Origin of the sequence: Arthrobacter sp. 9MFCol3.1 (assembly GCF_000620385.1) — a bacterium.
GTDB lineage: Bacteria > Actinomycetota > Actinomycetes > Actinomycetales > Micrococcaceae > Arthrobacter.
In genome coordinates this window covers 1-14,979 of sequence record NZ_JIBJ01000018.1, presented here as the reverse complement: position 1 = coordinate 14,979, position 14,979 = coordinate 1, and the positions used below count along the sequence as shown (strand labels likewise).

The window sequence follows — 14,979 nt, the reverse complement described above, 5'->3', positions numbered from 1 at the left end:
AGAATGACCGTCGCCCAGGCCGTCGTCGAATACCTGTCCAAGCAGTACACCGTCGATTCGATCGGCGGCCAGGACTTCCGGGAGCGCCTGATTCCGGGCACGTTCGGCATCTTTGGCCACGGCAACGTTGCCGGCGTCGGCCAGGCACTGAAGCAGTACCAGCAGCTCGATCCGACGATCATGCCGTACTACCAGGGCCGCAACGAACAGGCCCAGGCGCACCAGGCCGTCGGCTATGCCCGGCACACCCGGCGCCGCCAGACCTTCGCGATCAGCACTTCGATCGGCCCGGGTTCCTCGAACCTGCTCACCGGCGCGGCGCTGGCGACCACCAACCGGCTCCCCGTGCTGCTGCTGCCCAGTGACACGTTCGCGACCCGGGCCGCCGACCCGGTGCTGCAGCAGCTCGAACGCCCGGAAGCCTACGACATCACCGTCAACGACGCTTTCCGGCCGCTGTCGAAGTTCTTCGACCGGGTCTCCCGGCCCGAGCAGCTGTTTTCCGCGTTCCACCACGGCCTGCGGGTTCTGACGGACCCGGCCGAGACCGGCGCGGTCACGATCTCGCTGCCCCAGGACGTCCAGGCCGAGGCCTTGGACGTGCCCGAGGAGTTCCTCGCCGAGCGCGAGTGGCGGATCCGCCGTCCCGACGCCGACGACGAGGACATCCGCCGCGCCGCCGAGGCGATCCGCGCTGCCAAGCGCCCGCTGATCATCGCCGGCGGCGGCGTCCTCTACGCCTACGCCAACGAGGAACTCGCGAAGTTCGTTGAGCTCACCGGCATCCCGGTGGGCAACACCCAGGCCGGCGTCGGCGTGCTGCCGTGGGACCACAAGTTCTCGCTCGGCGCGATCGGCTCCACCGGCACGACGGCGGCCAACGCCATCGCCGCCGAGGCGGACCTCATCATCGGCATCGGCACCCGCTACGAGGACTTCACCACCGCGTCCCGGACCGCGTTCCAGAACCCGGGCGTGAAGTTCATCAACATCAACGTCGCCGCCATCGACGCCTACAAGCACGGCACTTCGCTGCCGATCGTGGCGGACGCCCGCAAGGCCCTGGTCAAGCTGAACCAGGCCCTCGGCGGCTACCGGATCGGCGCGGACCTCGAGCAGCAGATCGCGAACGAAAAGACCCGCTGGAACGCCACGGTGGACGCGGCCTTCGACACGCGCTTCACCCCGCTGCCGGCGCAGAACGAGATCATCGGTGCCACGAGCCGCGCCATGGACGCCCAGGACGTCGTCATCTGCGCCGCCGGGTCCCTGCCCGGTGACCTGCACAAGATGTGGCGCGTCCGGGATCCCTTCGGCTACCACGTCGAATACGCCTACTCCTGCATGGGCTACGAAATCCCCGGCGGCCTCGGCGTCAAGCGGGCCGCCCTTGCCGAAGCCGCGAAGGGCGGGGCGCAGCGCGACGTCGTCGTGATGGTGGGGGACGGCTCCTACCTGATGATGCACACCGAACTCGTCACCGCCGTCGCCGAGCGGATCAAGCTGATCGTGGTCCTGATCCAGAACCACGGCTACGCCTCGATCGGCTCGCTCTCCGAGTCCCTCGGCTCGCAGCGCTTCGGCACCCAGTACCGGGCCTTGGACGAGGAACACCACAGCTTCGACGACGGCGACCGGCTCCCGGTCGACCTGGCCCTGAACGCCGAAAGCCTCGGCGTGAAGGTGATCCGGATCGAACCCGGGGAGAAGGTCATCGCCGAGCTCGAGCAGGCCATCCGCGACGCCAAGGCTGCCCCCGAACGCGGCGGCCCGATCGTCATCCACGTCGAGTCCGACCCGCTGCTGGATGCCCCCAGCTCCGAGTCGTGGTGGGACGTTCCGGTCTCCCAGGTCTCCGAACTCGACTCCACGAAGCTGGCCTTCCAGACCTACGCCGACCACAAGAGCCGCCAGCGCAAGCTGCTCGGCTGACCCCCTTCATCACCAGCTCACGAACAAGCCACAGACCAAGGAAGTCCATCACCATGTCAACGACGACCGTCTCGACCATTAGCCACTTCATCAACGGCGCCGAAACCGCAGGCGTCGGCACCCGCACCCAGCCCGTCTACAACCCCGCCACCGGCGCCGTCTCCGCAGAGCTGCGGCTGGCCAACCGGGAGGACCTGGACGCCACCGTCGCCGCCGCCCGCGCCGCCGCCGACACCTGGGGCGACATTTCCCTGGCCAAGCGCACCGCCGTGCTGTTCAAGTTCCGCGAACTCGTCGCCTCCCACATCGACGAGCTCGCCGAGCTGATCACCGCCGAACACGGCAAGGTCCTCTCCGACGCGAAGGGCGAGATCGGCCGGGGCCTCGAGGTCATCGAGTTCGCCTGCGGCATCCCGCAGCTGCTCAAGGGCGATTACTCGGACCAGGTCTCCACCGGCATTGACGTGTTCTCCTTCCGCGAGCCCCTCGGCGTCGTCGCCGGCATCACCCCGTTCAACTTCCCGGTCATGGTGCCGCTGTGGATGGCCCCGATGGCAATCGCCACCGGCAACGCCTTTATCCTCAAGCCCTCCGAGCGCGACCCCTCCGCCTCGATGCTGCTCGCCAAGCTGTGGAAGCAGGCCGGGCTGCCCGACGGCGTCTTCCAGGTCCTGCACGGCGACAAGGAAACGGTCGACGGACTCCTGACCCACCCGGACGTGGACGGCATCTCCTTCGTCGGTTCCACCCCGATCGCCCGGTACGTCCACGAGACCGCCACCGCACACGGCAAGCGCGTCCAGGCCCTGGGCGGCGCGAAGAACCACGCGATCATCCTGCCCGACGCCGACCTCGACAACGCCGCCGACCACCTCGCCGCCGCCGCCTTCGGCTCCGCCGGGGAACGCTGCATGGCCATCTCCGTCGCCGTCGCAGTCGGCGACGCCGCCGACCTGCTGGTCAAAAAGGTCGAGGAGCGCGCCCTGGCCGTCAAGGTCAACAACGGCACCGTGCCCGACGCCGAAATGGGCCCGGTCATCACGCCGGCGTCGAAGGAACGCATCGTGAAGATCGTCACCGAGGCCGAAACGGCCGGCGCCGCGATGGTGGTGGACGGCCGCGACCTCGTGGTTCCCGGCCATGAGGACGGCTTCTGGGTCGGCCCCACCGTCCTGGACCACGTCAAGACCGAAATGACCGCCTACACCGAGGAAATCTTCGGCCCCGTCCTGGTTGTGGTCCGGGTGGAGGACCTGGAGGAGGGCATCGCCCTGATCAACTCCAACCCCTACGGCAACGGCACAGCCATCTTCACCTCTTCCGGCGCCGCAGCCCGGAAGTTCCAGCGCAGCGTCACGGTGGGCATGATCGGCATCAACGTGCCGCTGCCCGTGCCGGTGGCGTACCACTCCTTCGGCGGCTGGAAGGCCTCGCTGTTCGGCGACAAGCACATCTACGGACCCGAAGGCGTCTCCTTCTACACCCGCGGCAAGGTGGTCACCTCGCGCTGGCCCGAACCCACACACGCCTCCGGAGCCTCCTACAACTTCCCGTCCAACTAGGGCCCACCCACCGGCACTCAACAACCACGATCGACTGCTCCGCAACCGCCGTTTTGAGCGTCCAAAACGGCACCTGCGGAGCAATCGATGAGAAGGAATGGAAATGACAGAGAACAAGCTGATCATCGGCACCGCGCCGGACTCGTGGGGCGTCTGGTTCCCGGATGACCCGCAGCAGACCCCGTGGGAACGCTTCCTGGATGAGGTGGCCGAATCCGGCTACAAGTGGATCGAGCTCGGGCCCTACGGCTACCTCCCCACCGACCCGGCACGCCTCGCCGAAGAGCTCAAACAGCGCGACCTGCAGATCTCGGCCGGCACCGTGTTCACCGCCTTTCACCGCGGCTTGGACCAGTGGGAAACCGCGTGGGAACCGGCCCGCAAGGTTGCCGAACTCACTGCCGCGATGGGCGGGGAACACATCGTGGTCATCCCGGCCATGTGGCGAGACGACGTCACCGGCGAGGCCGTGGAAAGCGGCACGCTCACCGAAAAGGCCTGGAACGACCTCTTCACGGGCCACAACCGGCTGGGCAAGACGCTGCTGGAGGACTTCGGCCTGAAGCAGCAGTTCCACTCGCACGCCGACTCCCATGTCGGCGCCCAGGCGGACATCGAGACCCTCCTCGCCGCCACGGATGCCCAGTACCTCAACCTCTGCCTGGACACCGGTCACGCCGAATACTGCGGCGCCTCCAGCCTCGACCTGATCAAGAACTACCCGGACCGGATCGGCTACCTGCATCTGAAGCAGATCAACCCGGACATCCTCAAAAAGGTCAACGAGGAAAACATGACCTGGGCGGCCGCCAACCTGGCCGGCGTCATGACCGAACCGCCGAACGGCCTGCCGGACCTGCGCGCCGTCATCGACGCCGTGGAGGCGCTCAACCGGCCGATCTTTGGCATTGTGGAACAGGACATGTACCCGGTGGCCTTCGACGTCCCGATGCCGATCGCCAAGCGCACCCGGAACTACCTGCTCTCCTGCGGCTCCCGCACCGCCGTCAACTAGAACTGAGGACACGACCATGACTAAGACCCTCCGCGTAGCTGTCATCGGCGCCGGCCGTATGGGCGCAGACCACATCCAGCGGCTCAACACCCGCATCCACGGCGCCGAAGTGGCCGCCGTCGTCGACGTTGACCTTGCCCGCGCCCAGGCCGCCATCGAGGGCATCCCCGGCGCCGTCGCCCTCGCCGACGCCGAGGAAGCCCTCGACAACGGCGACGTGAACGCCGTGCTGATCGCCACGCCCGGCTTCCTGCACGAGGACATCCTGCTCAAGGCGATCGCCAAGGACATCCCGATCCTCTGCGAGAAGCCGCTCACCCCGGATGCCGAATCCTCCTGGAAGATCGTCGAAGCCGAAGAAAAGCTCGGCCACAAGCGCATCCAGGTCGGCTTCATGCGCCGCTTCGACGCCGAGTACGCCGCCCTGGGCAAGATCATCCGCGACTCCGAACTCGGCGAGCTGCTCATGCTCCACCACCAGCACCGGAACCCCACCACCCCGCCGGGCTTCACCAACGAGATGCTGATCAACGACTCCGTGGTCCACGAGTTCGACGCCATCCGCTACTTCACCGGCGAGGAAATCACCTCGGTCCAGGTCCGCCTCGGTAAGGCCACGCGGAACGCCCCGGCTGGGCAGCACGACCCGCAGCACGTCCTGATCGAGACCGAGTCCGGCGTCCTGGCCGACGTCGAGATCTACGTCAACGCCAAGTTCGGCTACGAAGTGGCCACCCAGGCCTCCTTCGAGGACGGCATCGTTAGCATCGGCGGGGACAAGGGCCCCTACACCCGCAGCAACGGCCACTGGGGCGGCAACGTCACCCCCGGCTTCGAGGAGCGTTTCGGGGCAGCGTACGACGTCGAAATCCAGTCATGGGTGGACGCGGCCCTGCGCGGTGAGATCGGCGGCCCCACCGCCTGGGACGGGTACGCCACGGCCGCCTGCTGCGAGGCCGGCGTCGAGGCGCAGAAGAACGGCGAAACGGTCGCCGTGAAGCTCAACGCCAAGCCCGCCCTCTACCGCTAGGAACCCTGCCGGCCGGCGCCCCCTCTTGACAAGTTCGGGGCGCCGGCCGCCTGCACGCCCACCAGATCCACAATGGAGTGTTCAACGTGAAAATCGCCCTTGACCCCACGCCGTTCCACCACAGCCACGGACTTTTGGAGTTCCCGCGCGTGGTGGCCGACCTCGGCTACAAGTACATGCAGATGACCCCGCACGCCGATTTCATCCCGTTCTTCAATCACCCGAAGGCCGACGACGCACTGGTGGGCCAGCTAAAGGCGGCCTGCAAAGATGCGGGAATCGAGATCGCCTCGGTGCTGCCCGTGCTGCGCTGGTCCGGGCCGGATGAGGACGCCCGCGAGGCCGCCGTCCGCTACTGGAAGCGCGCCATCCAGATCACCGTGGACCTGGGCGTGGGCACCATGAACACCGAATTCAGCGGCCGGCCGGAGAAGGCCGAGGAATCCGAACGGGCCTTCTACCGCTCCATGGAGGAGCTGCTCCCCATCATCGAGCGGGAAGGGATCGATCTGCTGATCGATCCGCACCCGGACGACTTCGTTGAGGAGGGCCTGGCCGCGATCCGGGTGATCCGCGGGCTGAACTCGAAGAACGTGGGCCTGGTTTATGTGGCCTCGCACAGCTTCCACATGAAGAACGCCCCGCTGGAGATCATGCGGGCCGCGGGGGACAAGCTGCGCCTGGTCCACGTCGCCGACACTATGGACCACCACGCCTCACACGGCCTGCGCTACATCACCAACCCGCCCGGCAACCCCGTCCGCGTGCACCAGCACCTGAAGATCGGCGACGGCGACGTCAACTGGGACGAGTTCTTCGGCGGCCTGAAGGAAATCGGCTTCCTGGACCGCGACGACACGGTGATGGTCTCCAGCGTCTTCGCCGAGGACGACAATGCCGCGGAGGTCTCCCGCTACCAGCTGAAGACCATGACGCAGCGCATCGAGAAGGCGAGCCTATGACGAAGCCTGACGGCACACTGACCGGCTCAGCTCTGGCTTCGGCCGACGCCCCTGCCGACTCCACGGCCCAGGAAGCCGCGGCCGGGGAAACCGCGGCCCGAACCGCCGGCGCCTCGAATCCCAAGGGTTTCATGCGGCGCGTGGCGTTCTTCTCCACGTTTGGCGGCCTCCTCTTCGGCTATGACACCGGCGTCATCAACGGCGCCCTGCCGTTCATGCAGCGGGACCTCGGCCTCACCCCGCTGACCGAGGGGCTCGTGACCTCCACCCTGCTCTTCGGCGCGGCGTTCGGCGCCATCTCGGCAGGCCGGCTCTCGGACCGATTCGGCCGGCGCAGGACCATCATGGGGCTCGCGCTGATCTTTGCGGTGGCCACCATCGCCTGCTCCGTCTCGCCGAGCACCGAGATGCTCATAGCCTCCCGCACCCTGCTGGGCCTCGCCGTCGGCGGGGCATCGGTGATCGTTCCGGTCTACCTCGCGGAGATGTCCCCGGCAGCCCAGCGCGGACGAATCGTGACGCAGAACGAGCTCATGATTGTCACGGGACAGTTCCTGGCCTTCACGTTTAACGCCGTGCTGGGCAACGCCTTCCCGGAGGCCTCCCACGTCTGGCGGTGGATGCTCGTCATTGCCACGCTGCCGGCCGTCGTCCTGTGGTTCGGCATGCTGCTGCTTCCTGAAAGCCCACGCTGGCTGGCGTCGGCCGGCCGCTTCGGTGAAGTCCTTGAGGTGCTGCGCCGGACACGCGCCACGGAGGACATATCCACCGAGTTCGACGAAGTCCGGCAGGCCGCGCGGGAAGACTACCAATCCAAGCTCGGCACCTTCCGCGACCTCACGGTTCCGTGGATCCGCCGCATCTTCGTCGTCGGACTCGGCATGGCCGTGATCAACCAGATCAGCGGCGTCAACGCCATCATGTACTACGGCACGTCCATCCTCTCCAGCTCGGGCTTCGGGGACCAGGGCGCCCTCATTGCCAACGTCGTCAACGGTGTCACCTCGGTGGTCGCCGTCGTCGTCGGGATGTCCCTCATGTCGCGGCTGCCGCGCAAGTCCATGTTGATCGCCGGCCTGACCGGCACGGCGGTGTCCCTGCTGGCCATCGGCGTCATCTCCATGCTCATCCCGGAGGGCACCCTCCGCGGCTATCTCGTTTTGCTGTTCATGGTGACGTTCCTGGCCTCGATGCAGTCCTGCATTGGCACGGTGACGTGGCTGACGATGGCCGAAATTTTCCCGCTGCACGTCCGCGGCATCGGCATGGGCATCTGTGTCTTCGTGCTCTGGATGATCAACTTCCTGATCGGGTTCTTCTTCCCGCAGATGGTGTCCTGGATTGGCGTCTCGGTGACGTTCTTCATCTTCGTCGCGATCCAGCTGGCAGCCATCGTCTGGGTGAAGCGCGTGGTTCCGGAGACCCAGGGAAAGAGCCTGGAGGACCTGGAACACTTCTTCAAACAGGCGGCCGTCAAGCAGCCTGTCAACGCTTAGTCTTTCCATCACAAAGCCCCGCCCGAGACGTCATCGGGCGGGGCTTTCGTGCGTTAGCGCTTGACCGGTGTGGCCTCAGACTCCGGCGTGCAGCCGGGGGAGGGCGTCAACCAGCGGTGCCAGTTCGGGGACTTCCTGGGCCTCGGCCAGCGCCCGCTCCAGCGTGGCGTCGTGAACCGGCCGGGTCTGCTCGAGCAGTGCGATGCCGCTGGGCGTGAGCTCGGTGTAGATCCCGCGGCGGTCATCCGCGCAGAGGATCCGGGTCAGCAACCCGCGGTCCTCGAGCCGGTTGACCAGGCGCGTGGTGGCGCTGGCGCTCAGCGCCGTGGCGCGGGCCAGCTGCTGCATCCGCATGTGCCAGCCGTCCTGTCGGCTCAGCGCATCCAGCACGGTGTACTCCACGACGGAGAGCTGGGCCTCGGCCTGCAGGGAACGCTCCAGCTCGGCTTCGATCAGCCCGTGCAGGGCCGCCAGGGTCCGCCAGCCTTGCGCCCGGACCTCGACGGCGTCGTCCTTGATGCCCATCAGGTGTTTCCCTTCAACTCGCGTGCCCGGCGGGGTGGTGACGGGCACATCAAATAATAGTTGCTTGCGCGCTGTATCTGCTTGTGCAACAATAAATAACGCGTCTGCAACTACTAGCTTACGCGCCATACCCCATCCCGTACAGCTTTGTAAGGAGCACCTCCATGCCTGTTGGCCTGATAGCCCTCGCCCTCGGCGGGTTCGGCATCGGACTCACCGAGTTCGTCATCATGGGCCTGCTGCCGCAAGTGGCCGCAGACTTCCACGTCACCGAGGCCACCGCGGGCTGGCTCATCTCCGGCTACGCGCTCGCCGTCGTGGTCGGGGCGCTGGGCCTCACCGCGGCCGTGACGCGCTTTGAACGCAAGCCCGTGCTGGCCGTGCTGATGGTGCTCTTCATTGCCGGCAATCTCGTCTCGGCGCTCGCGCCGGATTACTCGGTCATGATGATCGGCCGCATCATTGCCGCCCTGTCGCACGGCGCGTTCTTCGGCATCGGCGCCGTGGTGGCCGCCAGCATGGTGGCGCCCAACAAGAAAGCCGGCGCGATCGCGATCATGTTCACCGGCCTGACGGCGGCAAATGTTCTGGGCGTCCCGTTCGGCACCATGCTGGGCCAGGCCGCGGGCTGGCGCTCCACATTCTGGGCCATCACGGTGATCGGTGTCCTCGCCCTGGCCGGCATTCTGGCCCTTGTGCCGAAGACGGGATCAGGCGAATCTGACGGTGGTTCTGCCTCTGGCTCTGCCGCTGGCTCTGCCTCTGGCGGGCTGCGCGGCGAGCTCCGTGCCTTCCGGTCCGGGCAGGTCTGGCTCTCCATCCTCGTGACCATCCTCGGCTACGGCGGCATGTTCGGCGCCTTCACCTACATCGCCTTCACCCTCACCGAGGTCACCGGTTTCTCCGCCACCACGGTCCCGTGGCTGCTGATCCTCTTCGGCGTCGGGCTCTTCATCGGCAATACCCTCGGCGGCAAGGCTGCGGACAAGAATGTGGACCGCACCCTGGTGGTGGTCCTCGCCATCCTGGTGCTGGTGCTCGTGCTCTTTGCCCTGACCGCGGGCAACCAGCCGGTGACCATCGCCTCCATGGTGCTGCTGGGCGGCTTCGGCTTCGCCACCGTTCCGGGGCTGCAGATGCGCGTCATGAAGTACGCCAGCAGCGCTCCCACCCTGGCCTCCGGCGCCAACATCGGCGCCTTCAACGTCGGCAACGCCCTGGGGGCGTGGATGGGCGGCGTCACGATCACCGCAGGCCTGGGCTACACCTCGCCGATCTGGGCCGGTGCCGGGATCACCCTGCTGGGCCTGGCGGTGATGGCGTTCGCCGCAGCTGCTGCGAAGAAGCACGACGGCGGCCGGCCGGGAACCGGCGGATCAACCGTTCCCGCCGTCGCCGCGGCGGAAACGAGCACGGACCTTCCCGCCACCGAGGCCGCAGCCGTTGCCCGCTAACCGTCCGACCACAACAACAACAGGAGACACCATGAACTCAATCCCGGATATCGTCCTCAACAACGGGGTGCGGATGCCCCAGCTCGGCTTCGGCGTCTTTCAAATTCCCGACGCCGAGACCACCGAGGCGGTAGCGGCGGCACTCGCGGCCGGCTACCGGAGCATCGACACGGCTGCCATCTACGGTAACGAGGCCGGAACCGGCCGCGCGCTCGCCGAATCCGGGATCGCCCGGGAGGACCTTTTCATCACCTCTAAGCTCTGGATCGACGACCTCGGCTACGAGCCGGCCCTCGCCGCCTTCGACGCGAGCCTGGACAAACTGGGTCTCGATTACCTGGATCTTTATCTGATCCACTGGCCCGCGCCGGCGTCGGACCGGTACGCCGACTCCTGGCTGGCACTTGAGAAACTCCTTGCCGACGGCCGGGTCAGGGCGATCGGCGTCTCCAATTTCGAGCCGGGGCACCTGCAGCGGCTCATCGACCTGGGCGGAACGGTGCCGGCCGTCAACCAGGTGGAGCTGCATCCGGCCCTGCAGCAGCACGCCGTGACGGTGTTCAACGAGGCGCAGGGCATTGCGACGGAGGCCTGGAGCCCGCTGGCCCAGGGAGCCCTGCTGGCGGATCCGGCCATCAGGGAGATCGCCGCCCGGCATGGCAGAACCCCGGCGCAGATCATTCTGCGCTGGCACCTGCAGCAGGGAAGGATTGTCATCCCGAAGTCAGTGACGCCGGCCAGGATTCGGGAGAACCTGGATGTGTTCGACTTTGACCTGGGCGAGGCCGAGCTGGCAGCCGTGAACGTCCTTGAGCGGAACGGGCGCACCGGACCAGACCCGGCCACGTTTAATGGCTAACTGTCCGGACCTGTTCGGCCCAGGAGACCTGCGGCAGCCGGCCTAGCGGCCGAACGGCAGCCGCGGGTCCAGGTCCTGGCCCTCCCAGGTCTGGCGGATCCAGCCATGGTGCGGGTCGTCGCTGATGAGCCAGTCGCGGACGGGGCCCGGGCCGGCCATGACGTTGAGGTAGTACAAGTCGTAACCGGGGGCAGCCATGGCGGGCCCGTGCCAGCCGTACGGCACCAGGACGACGTCGCCGGTCCGGACCTCGGCCGCAACATCGATGGGCCGCTCGTCGGAGGCATAGACGCGCTGGTAGCCGATGGCGTCGTCGGCGCCCGGGCGTTGCGGGGCCCCGGGCGCCACGCGGGTTTCGAAGTAGTAGATCTCCTCGAGGTTGGTCTCGCCGTCTTTCTCCTCGTCGTGCTTGTGCGGGGGATAGGAGGACCAGTTGCCGGCCGGGGTGAGGACCTCGCAGACGATGAACCGGTCCGCCTCCAGCGCGGCGGGGGTGCCGAAGTTGTGGACCTGGCGGGAGCAGTTGCCCGCCCCGCGCAGTTCCACCGGCGTTTCGGCGGCCGTGATGAGGCGGGTCGGGTAGGCGGCCTTGGCCGGGGCGGTGGCGACTGCCACGCGTCCGCCGGCGGCCGAGGTGATGGCCACCGCCTTGCCGGCTCCCGTGTACAGCACGTCGCTGGGGCCGCTGAAGACGCTGTCCCGGCCGGCCAGGGGATAGTCCTGCCCGTCCACGGTCGCCACGAACGAGCCGTTGAGCGGGATTACGATGCGTTCCTCCGCCGCAGCGTCCAGTACCACGCCGCCGCCGGCCGCCAGCGTGGCAACCTTCAGCCCGGTATGTGCCCACCCGTCCACCTCCAGCCCGGAATCGGACGTCCCAATGGAAATGTCCCACTTGCCTTCGGCGGCGGTGCCGAGCGGATAGACCCAGTTGGCCATGGAAGCTGCCCTTTCGTTGTCGCGCCGGAGAGGCGCGCGTGTGTGCGTTGTTGGAGCCGGTGGCGCTCGTTGGTGAGCGCTCGTCGGTGGACGCCTTGCGCGAGGCGCCTAGTTCTGGACGCCCGCTGATGCCGTGGTGTGAGCGCCTATCGTTGAACCAGCGTCATCTCAAAGCTGTAGGAATCTGCCCGGTAGACGTGGTGGCCGGTTTCCACCATGCGCCCGGTGTCATCCACGGCTGTGCGCTCCATGGTGACGAGCGCGGAGCCCGGGGTGGTTTCGAGCAGCGGTGCCTGGTAGTCGTTGGCGATCATGGCGCCGATCCGCTGTGAGGCGAGGCGGAAGTTCACGCCGCCGTTGCGCAGGATGCCGTAGAGGCCCTGTGACGCAAGGCTTGCCTCGTCAAGGGCGGTGATGTCGTCGCGCACCCAGTTCTCCATCAGGGCCAGCGGTTTGCCGCCCACTTTCCGGAGCCTGGTGAAGTGGTAGACCTTGGCGCCGGCGGGAAGCTGGAGCGCCTTCCGGATCGAGGCGTCCGCCTCCTCATGCGAGAAGCTCAGCACATCGGTGGTGGGCTTGCTGCCGTTGTTGCTCAAGTCGTCATAGAGGCTGGAGAGTTCCAGCGGTCGGCGGACCTGGCTGGACACCACCTGGGTGCCCACGCCGCGCTTGCGGACAAGGAGGCCGGAGCGGACCAGCTCATCCATGGCCTTGCGCATGGTGGGACGGGACAGGTTGAGCTGGGCGGCCAGGTCGATCTCATTTTCCAGCCGGCTGCCGGGTTCCAGCAGCCCGGTGTGGATGGCGGCCTCGATGCCCTGCACCACTTGGTGGTACAGGGGTATCGGTGACGAGCGGTCGATCTGCAGATTCAGTTGATTCGCCACTGGGCGTGCTCCCTTGTGCTCCGCGGTGGCCGAGGTGCCGGTCTTTCCGCGTATGTCAGGCGCATGTTCGCTTGATAGGACATACTGCCTTTTTCTGATGGTAGCAGGGCTGCCGAAGGGAGCCAAGGGGTGTCGGCGGGGGCCGCGGGGATGGGAGTCGGGCTGACCGCTTTGCGCAGGTGAAGCCCGCGAATTCGGTCATTTTATCGCGTAGCGCTACGTCAAAACATCCTAATGTCAGGACAAACTATTGACAACTGTGATTGGAGTCACCATGATCGGTTGTAGATGGCTCATGGACCGACGCGATGAAGCGGCCGGCGTGGCCCGGAATCAAAGGAGATTGATCGTGACCAAGTTCTCGTGGCGGAAGGCGACCCTCGTGGCTGCCGTTGTACCCATGCTGGCCCTGAGCGCGTGTTCCAGCACCGGCGGCAAGCCCGCAGACTCAGGCAATGCGGCTGGCGGAGGCCAAGTCGCCTCGACGCCCCGGATTAAGGTCGCCTTGATCACGCACGCTCCAGCCGGTGACACCTTCTGGGACACCGTCCGCAAGGGTGCCGAAGAAGCGGCGGCTAAGGACAATGTTGAACTCCTGTACACCGGCGATCCGGAGGCCGGCCGGCAGGCACAGCTGATCCAGCAGGCCATCGACCAGAAGGTGGATGGCATCGCTGTCACCCTGGCCACTCCGGACGCGCTGAAGGACTCGCTGAAGAAGGCCACTGACGCGGGCATCCCGATTGTCAGCCTGAACGCCGGCGAATCGGTCTCTTCCCAGCTCGGAGCCTTCACCCACTTCGGCTCCAACGAGCAGCTCGCCGGTCAAGCCGTGGGCACAAGGCTCGCGGCCGAGGGTTACAAGCACCCGGTCTGCGTCATCCAGGCACAGGGCCACGTAGGCCTGGAAGCCCGGTGTGCCGGTGTGAAGGCCAAGGTGCCCGGAACAGAGATCCTTTACGTCAACGGTGCGGACATGACGTCGGTCGAGTCGACGGCGACCGCAAAGCTGCAGGCATCCAAGGATGCTGATGTCATCATCGGGCTGGGCGCTCCCATCACCCTGACCCTTCTGAAGTCCGTGGCGACAGCCGGAAGTTCGGCCAAGGTTGCCAGCTTCGACCTGAATAAGGAACTAGCCCAGAAAATCGACGATGGCAGCGTGCTTTTCACCGTGGACCAGCAGCCATGGCTGCAGGGCTACGGAGCCGTTGACGCCATCTGGCAGAACAAGCGCGGCGGATTCAAGATCGGCGGCGGCCAGCCCGTCCTGACGGGACCGGCGATCGTCGACAAGTCCAATGCGGCTGACGTTCTGAAGTTCGCCGAGCAGGGTATCCGCTAACAGTCCGCTGGCCGGGCCGGCCCTGGCCGGCCCGGCAGCTAGGAGAATCATCATGACCGTCACCCAGACCAAGACAGAGTCAGCGGCGCCCGATGAGCGCGTCGCCAAGCGCAGTCCGTTCCAGAAGTTGCTCGGACGTCCCGAGGTCGGTGCCCTGGTGGGCGCGATCGTCCTCTTCATTTTCTTCGCGTTGGTGTCCCCGACCTTCACCCAGCCCGGTGCGCTGGCGACCATCCTGTACGGCTCCTCCACGATCGGGATCATGGCCGTGGGGGTGTCGTTGCTGATGATCGGCGGGGAGTTCGACCTCTCCACCGGCGTCGCCGTGATCACCTCGGCGCTGACCGCGTCGCTGTTCAGCTGGTACTTCACCACGAACGTCTGGGTCGGCGTCGGCCTGGCCCTGGTGGTGTCCTTGTCCGTCGGGTTCATCAACGGCTGGATCCTGATCAAGACCAAGCTGCCGTCCTTCATCGTGACCCTCGCGACGTTCCTGATGCTGACCGGCCTGAACCTGGGCCTGACCCGGCTGATCGGCGGCTCGGTCTCCTCACCCTCGATCTCGAACATGGACGGCTTCGCCTCGGCCCGGGCGGTCTTCGCGTCCTCGGTGACCATCGGCAACGTCGACATCAAGATCACCGTGTTCTACTGGTTCGCGCTCGTCGCGGTCGCGACCTGGGTGCTGATGCGGACCCGGGTGGGGAACTGGATCTTCGCGGTCGGCGGGGACGCGAACGCGGCCCGCGCCGTGGGCGTGCCGGTCAAGGCCACCAAGATCGGCCTGTTCATGGCCGTGGGGTTCTGCGCCTGGATCCTGGGCATGCACAACCTCTTCGCCTTCGACACCGTGCAGTCCGGTGAGGGCGTGGGCAACGAGTTCCTCTACATCATCGCCGCGGTGATCGGCGGCTGCCTCCTCACCGGCGGCTACGGCTCGGCGATCGGCGGCGCGATCGGCGCGTTCATCTTC

13 protein-coding genes are annotated in these 14,979 nt (G+C 66.7%); 10 read left to right on the top strand and 3 right to left on the bottom strand.

The window, feature by feature from the left end; genetic code table 11:
• Nucleotides 1–3 precede the first annotated feature (3 nt).
• The 6 genes from iolD to C560_RS0115425 all read left to right on the top strand — a co-directional run bounded on the left by iolD (nucleotide 4) and on the right by C560_RS0115425 (nucleotide 7,997).
• Nucleotides 4–1,932 carry a 3D-(3,5/4)-trihydroxycyclohexane-1,2-dione acylhydrolase (decyclizing) gene (iolD, locus tag C560_RS0115450; protein WP_026538878.1) on the top strand — a complete coding sequence of 643 codons (1,929 nt, stop codon included), beginning with the start codon at nucleotides 4–6 and terminating at the stop codon, nucleotides 1,930–1,932.
• Nucleotides 1,933–1,985: 53 nt separating this feature from the next.
• The gene (locus C560_RS0115445; RefSeq protein WP_197026174.1) at nucleotides 1,986–3,494 is read left to right on the top strand and encodes a CoA-acylating methylmalonate-semialdehyde dehydrogenase; all 1,509 of its coding nucleotides are present in this window, start codon (nucleotides 1,986–1,988) and stop codon (nucleotides 3,492–3,494) included.
• A 103-nt stretch (nucleotides 3,495–3,597) separates the two neighbouring features.
• Complete coding sequence (locus C560_RS0115440; RefSeq protein WP_026538876.1) at nucleotides 3,598–4,509, top strand: sugar phosphate isomerase/epimerase family protein; 912 nt, start codon at nucleotides 3,598–3,600, stop codon at nucleotides 4,507–4,509.
• A gap of 16 nt (nucleotides 4,510–4,525) precedes the next feature.
• Nucleotides 4,526–5,539 carry a Gfo/Idh/MocA family protein gene (locus tag C560_RS0115435; protein WP_026538875.1) on the top strand — a complete coding sequence of 338 codons (1,014 nt, stop codon included), beginning with the start codon at nucleotides 4,526–4,528 and terminating at the stop codon, nucleotides 5,537–5,539.
• Nucleotides 5,540–5,625: 86 nt separating this feature from the next.
• On the top strand, nucleotides 5,626–6,501 hold the full coding sequence (locus tag C560_RS0115430) for a sugar phosphate isomerase/epimerase family protein (protein WP_026538874.1): 876 nt from the start codon (nucleotides 5,626–5,628) through the stop codon (nucleotides 6,499–6,501).
• Nucleotides 6,498–7,997, top strand: a complete 1,500-nt coding sequence (locus tag C560_RS0115425) for a sugar porter family MFS transporter (protein WP_026538873.1) — start codon at nucleotides 6,498–6,500, stop codon at nucleotides 7,995–7,997. Before C560_RS0115430 ends, C560_RS0115425 begins: the two co-directional genes overlap by 4 nt.
• A gap of 75 nt (nucleotides 7,998–8,072) precedes the next feature.
• Here C560_RS0115425 and C560_RS0115420 read toward each other — a convergent pair whose 3' ends face one another.
• Nucleotides 8,073–8,522: a MarR family winged helix-turn-helix transcriptional regulator gene (locus C560_RS0115420; protein WP_018776047.1), complete on the bottom strand. Its 450-nt coding sequence runs from the start codon at nucleotides 8,520–8,522 to the stop codon at nucleotides 8,073–8,075.
• Between the two features lie 164 nt (nucleotides 8,523–8,686).
• Between C560_RS0115420 and C560_RS0115415 the strand changes: the two genes are divergently transcribed.
• Complete coding sequence (locus C560_RS0115415; RefSeq protein WP_026538872.1) at nucleotides 8,687–9,976, top strand: MFS transporter; 1,290 nt, start codon at nucleotides 8,687–8,689, stop codon at nucleotides 9,974–9,976.
• Between the two features lie 31 nt (nucleotides 9,977–10,007).
• Nucleotides 10,008–10,835 (top strand): aldo/keto reductase, encoded by an 828-nt coding sequence (locus tag C560_RS0115410; protein ID WP_026538871.1) that lies wholly within the window; start codon nucleotides 10,008–10,010, stop codon nucleotides 10,833–10,835.
• Nucleotides 10,836–10,877: 42 nt separating this feature from the next.
• Here C560_RS0115410 and iolB read toward each other — a convergent pair whose 3' ends face one another.
• Together iolB and C560_RS0115400 are read right to left on the bottom strand one after the other, a co-directional pair.
• Nucleotides 10,878–11,774, bottom strand: coding sequence for a 5-deoxy-glucuronate isomerase (gene iolB, locus C560_RS0115405; RefSeq protein ID WP_026538870.1), 897 nt, complete (start codon nucleotides 11,772–11,774; stop codon nucleotides 10,878–10,880).
• Between the two features lie 146 nt (nucleotides 11,775–11,920).
• Nucleotides 11,921–12,661 carry a GntR family transcriptional regulator gene (locus tag C560_RS0115400; protein ID WP_026538869.1) on the bottom strand — a complete coding sequence of 247 codons (741 nt, stop codon included), beginning with the start codon at nucleotides 12,659–12,661 and terminating at the stop codon, nucleotides 11,921–11,923.
• Between the two features lie 349 nt (nucleotides 12,662–13,010).
• Between C560_RS0115400 and C560_RS0115395 the strand changes: the two genes are divergently transcribed.
• Nucleotides 13,011–14,006 carry a substrate-binding domain-containing protein gene (locus tag C560_RS0115395; protein ID WP_026538868.1) on the top strand — a complete coding sequence of 332 codons (996 nt, stop codon included), beginning with the start codon at nucleotides 13,011–13,013 and terminating at the stop codon, nucleotides 14,004–14,006.
• Nucleotides 14,007–14,058: 52 nt separating this feature from the next.
• Nucleotides 14,059–14,979, top strand: a 921-nt coding sequence (locus tag C560_RS0115390; RefSeq protein WP_026538867.1) for an ABC transporter permease, incomplete at its 3' end; no start/stop codon positions are given.

What these genes read in the sequence shown, in the direction of transcription:
- iolD (WP_026538878.1), top strand. Translation starts at nt 4, where the DNA reads ATGACCGTCGCCCAGGCCGTCGTCGAATACCTGTCCAAGCAGTACACC.
- C560_RS0115445 (WP_197026174.1), top strand. Translation starts at nt 1,986, where the DNA reads ATGTCAACGACGACCGTCTCGACCATTAGCCACTTCATCAACGGCGCC.
- C560_RS0115440 (WP_026538876.1), top strand. Translation starts at nt 3,598, where the DNA reads ATGACAGAGAACAAGCTGATCATCGGCACCGCGCCGGACTCGTGGGGC.
- C560_RS0115435 (WP_026538875.1), top strand. Translation starts at nt 4,526, where the DNA reads ATGACTAAGACCCTCCGCGTAGCTGTCATCGGCGCCGGCCGTATGGGC.
- C560_RS0115425 (WP_026538873.1), top strand. Translation starts at nt 6,498, where the DNA reads ATGACGAAGCCTGACGGCACACTGACCGGCTCAGCTCTGGCTTCGGCC.
- C560_RS0115420 (WP_018776047.1), bottom strand. Translation starts at nt 8,522, where the DNA reads ATGGGCATCAAGGACGACGCCGTCGAGGTCCGGGCGCAAGGCTGGCGG.
- C560_RS0115415 (WP_026538872.1), top strand. Translation starts at nt 8,687, where the DNA reads ATGCCTGTTGGCCTGATAGCCCTCGCCCTCGGCGGGTTCGGCATCGGA.
- C560_RS0115410 (WP_026538871.1), top strand. Translation starts at nt 10,008, where the DNA reads ATGAACTCAATCCCGGATATCGTCCTCAACAACGGGGTGCGGATGCCC.
- iolB (WP_026538870.1), bottom strand. Translation starts at nt 11,774, where the DNA reads ATGGCCAACTGGGTCTATCCGCTCGGCACCGCCGCCGAAGGCAAGTGG.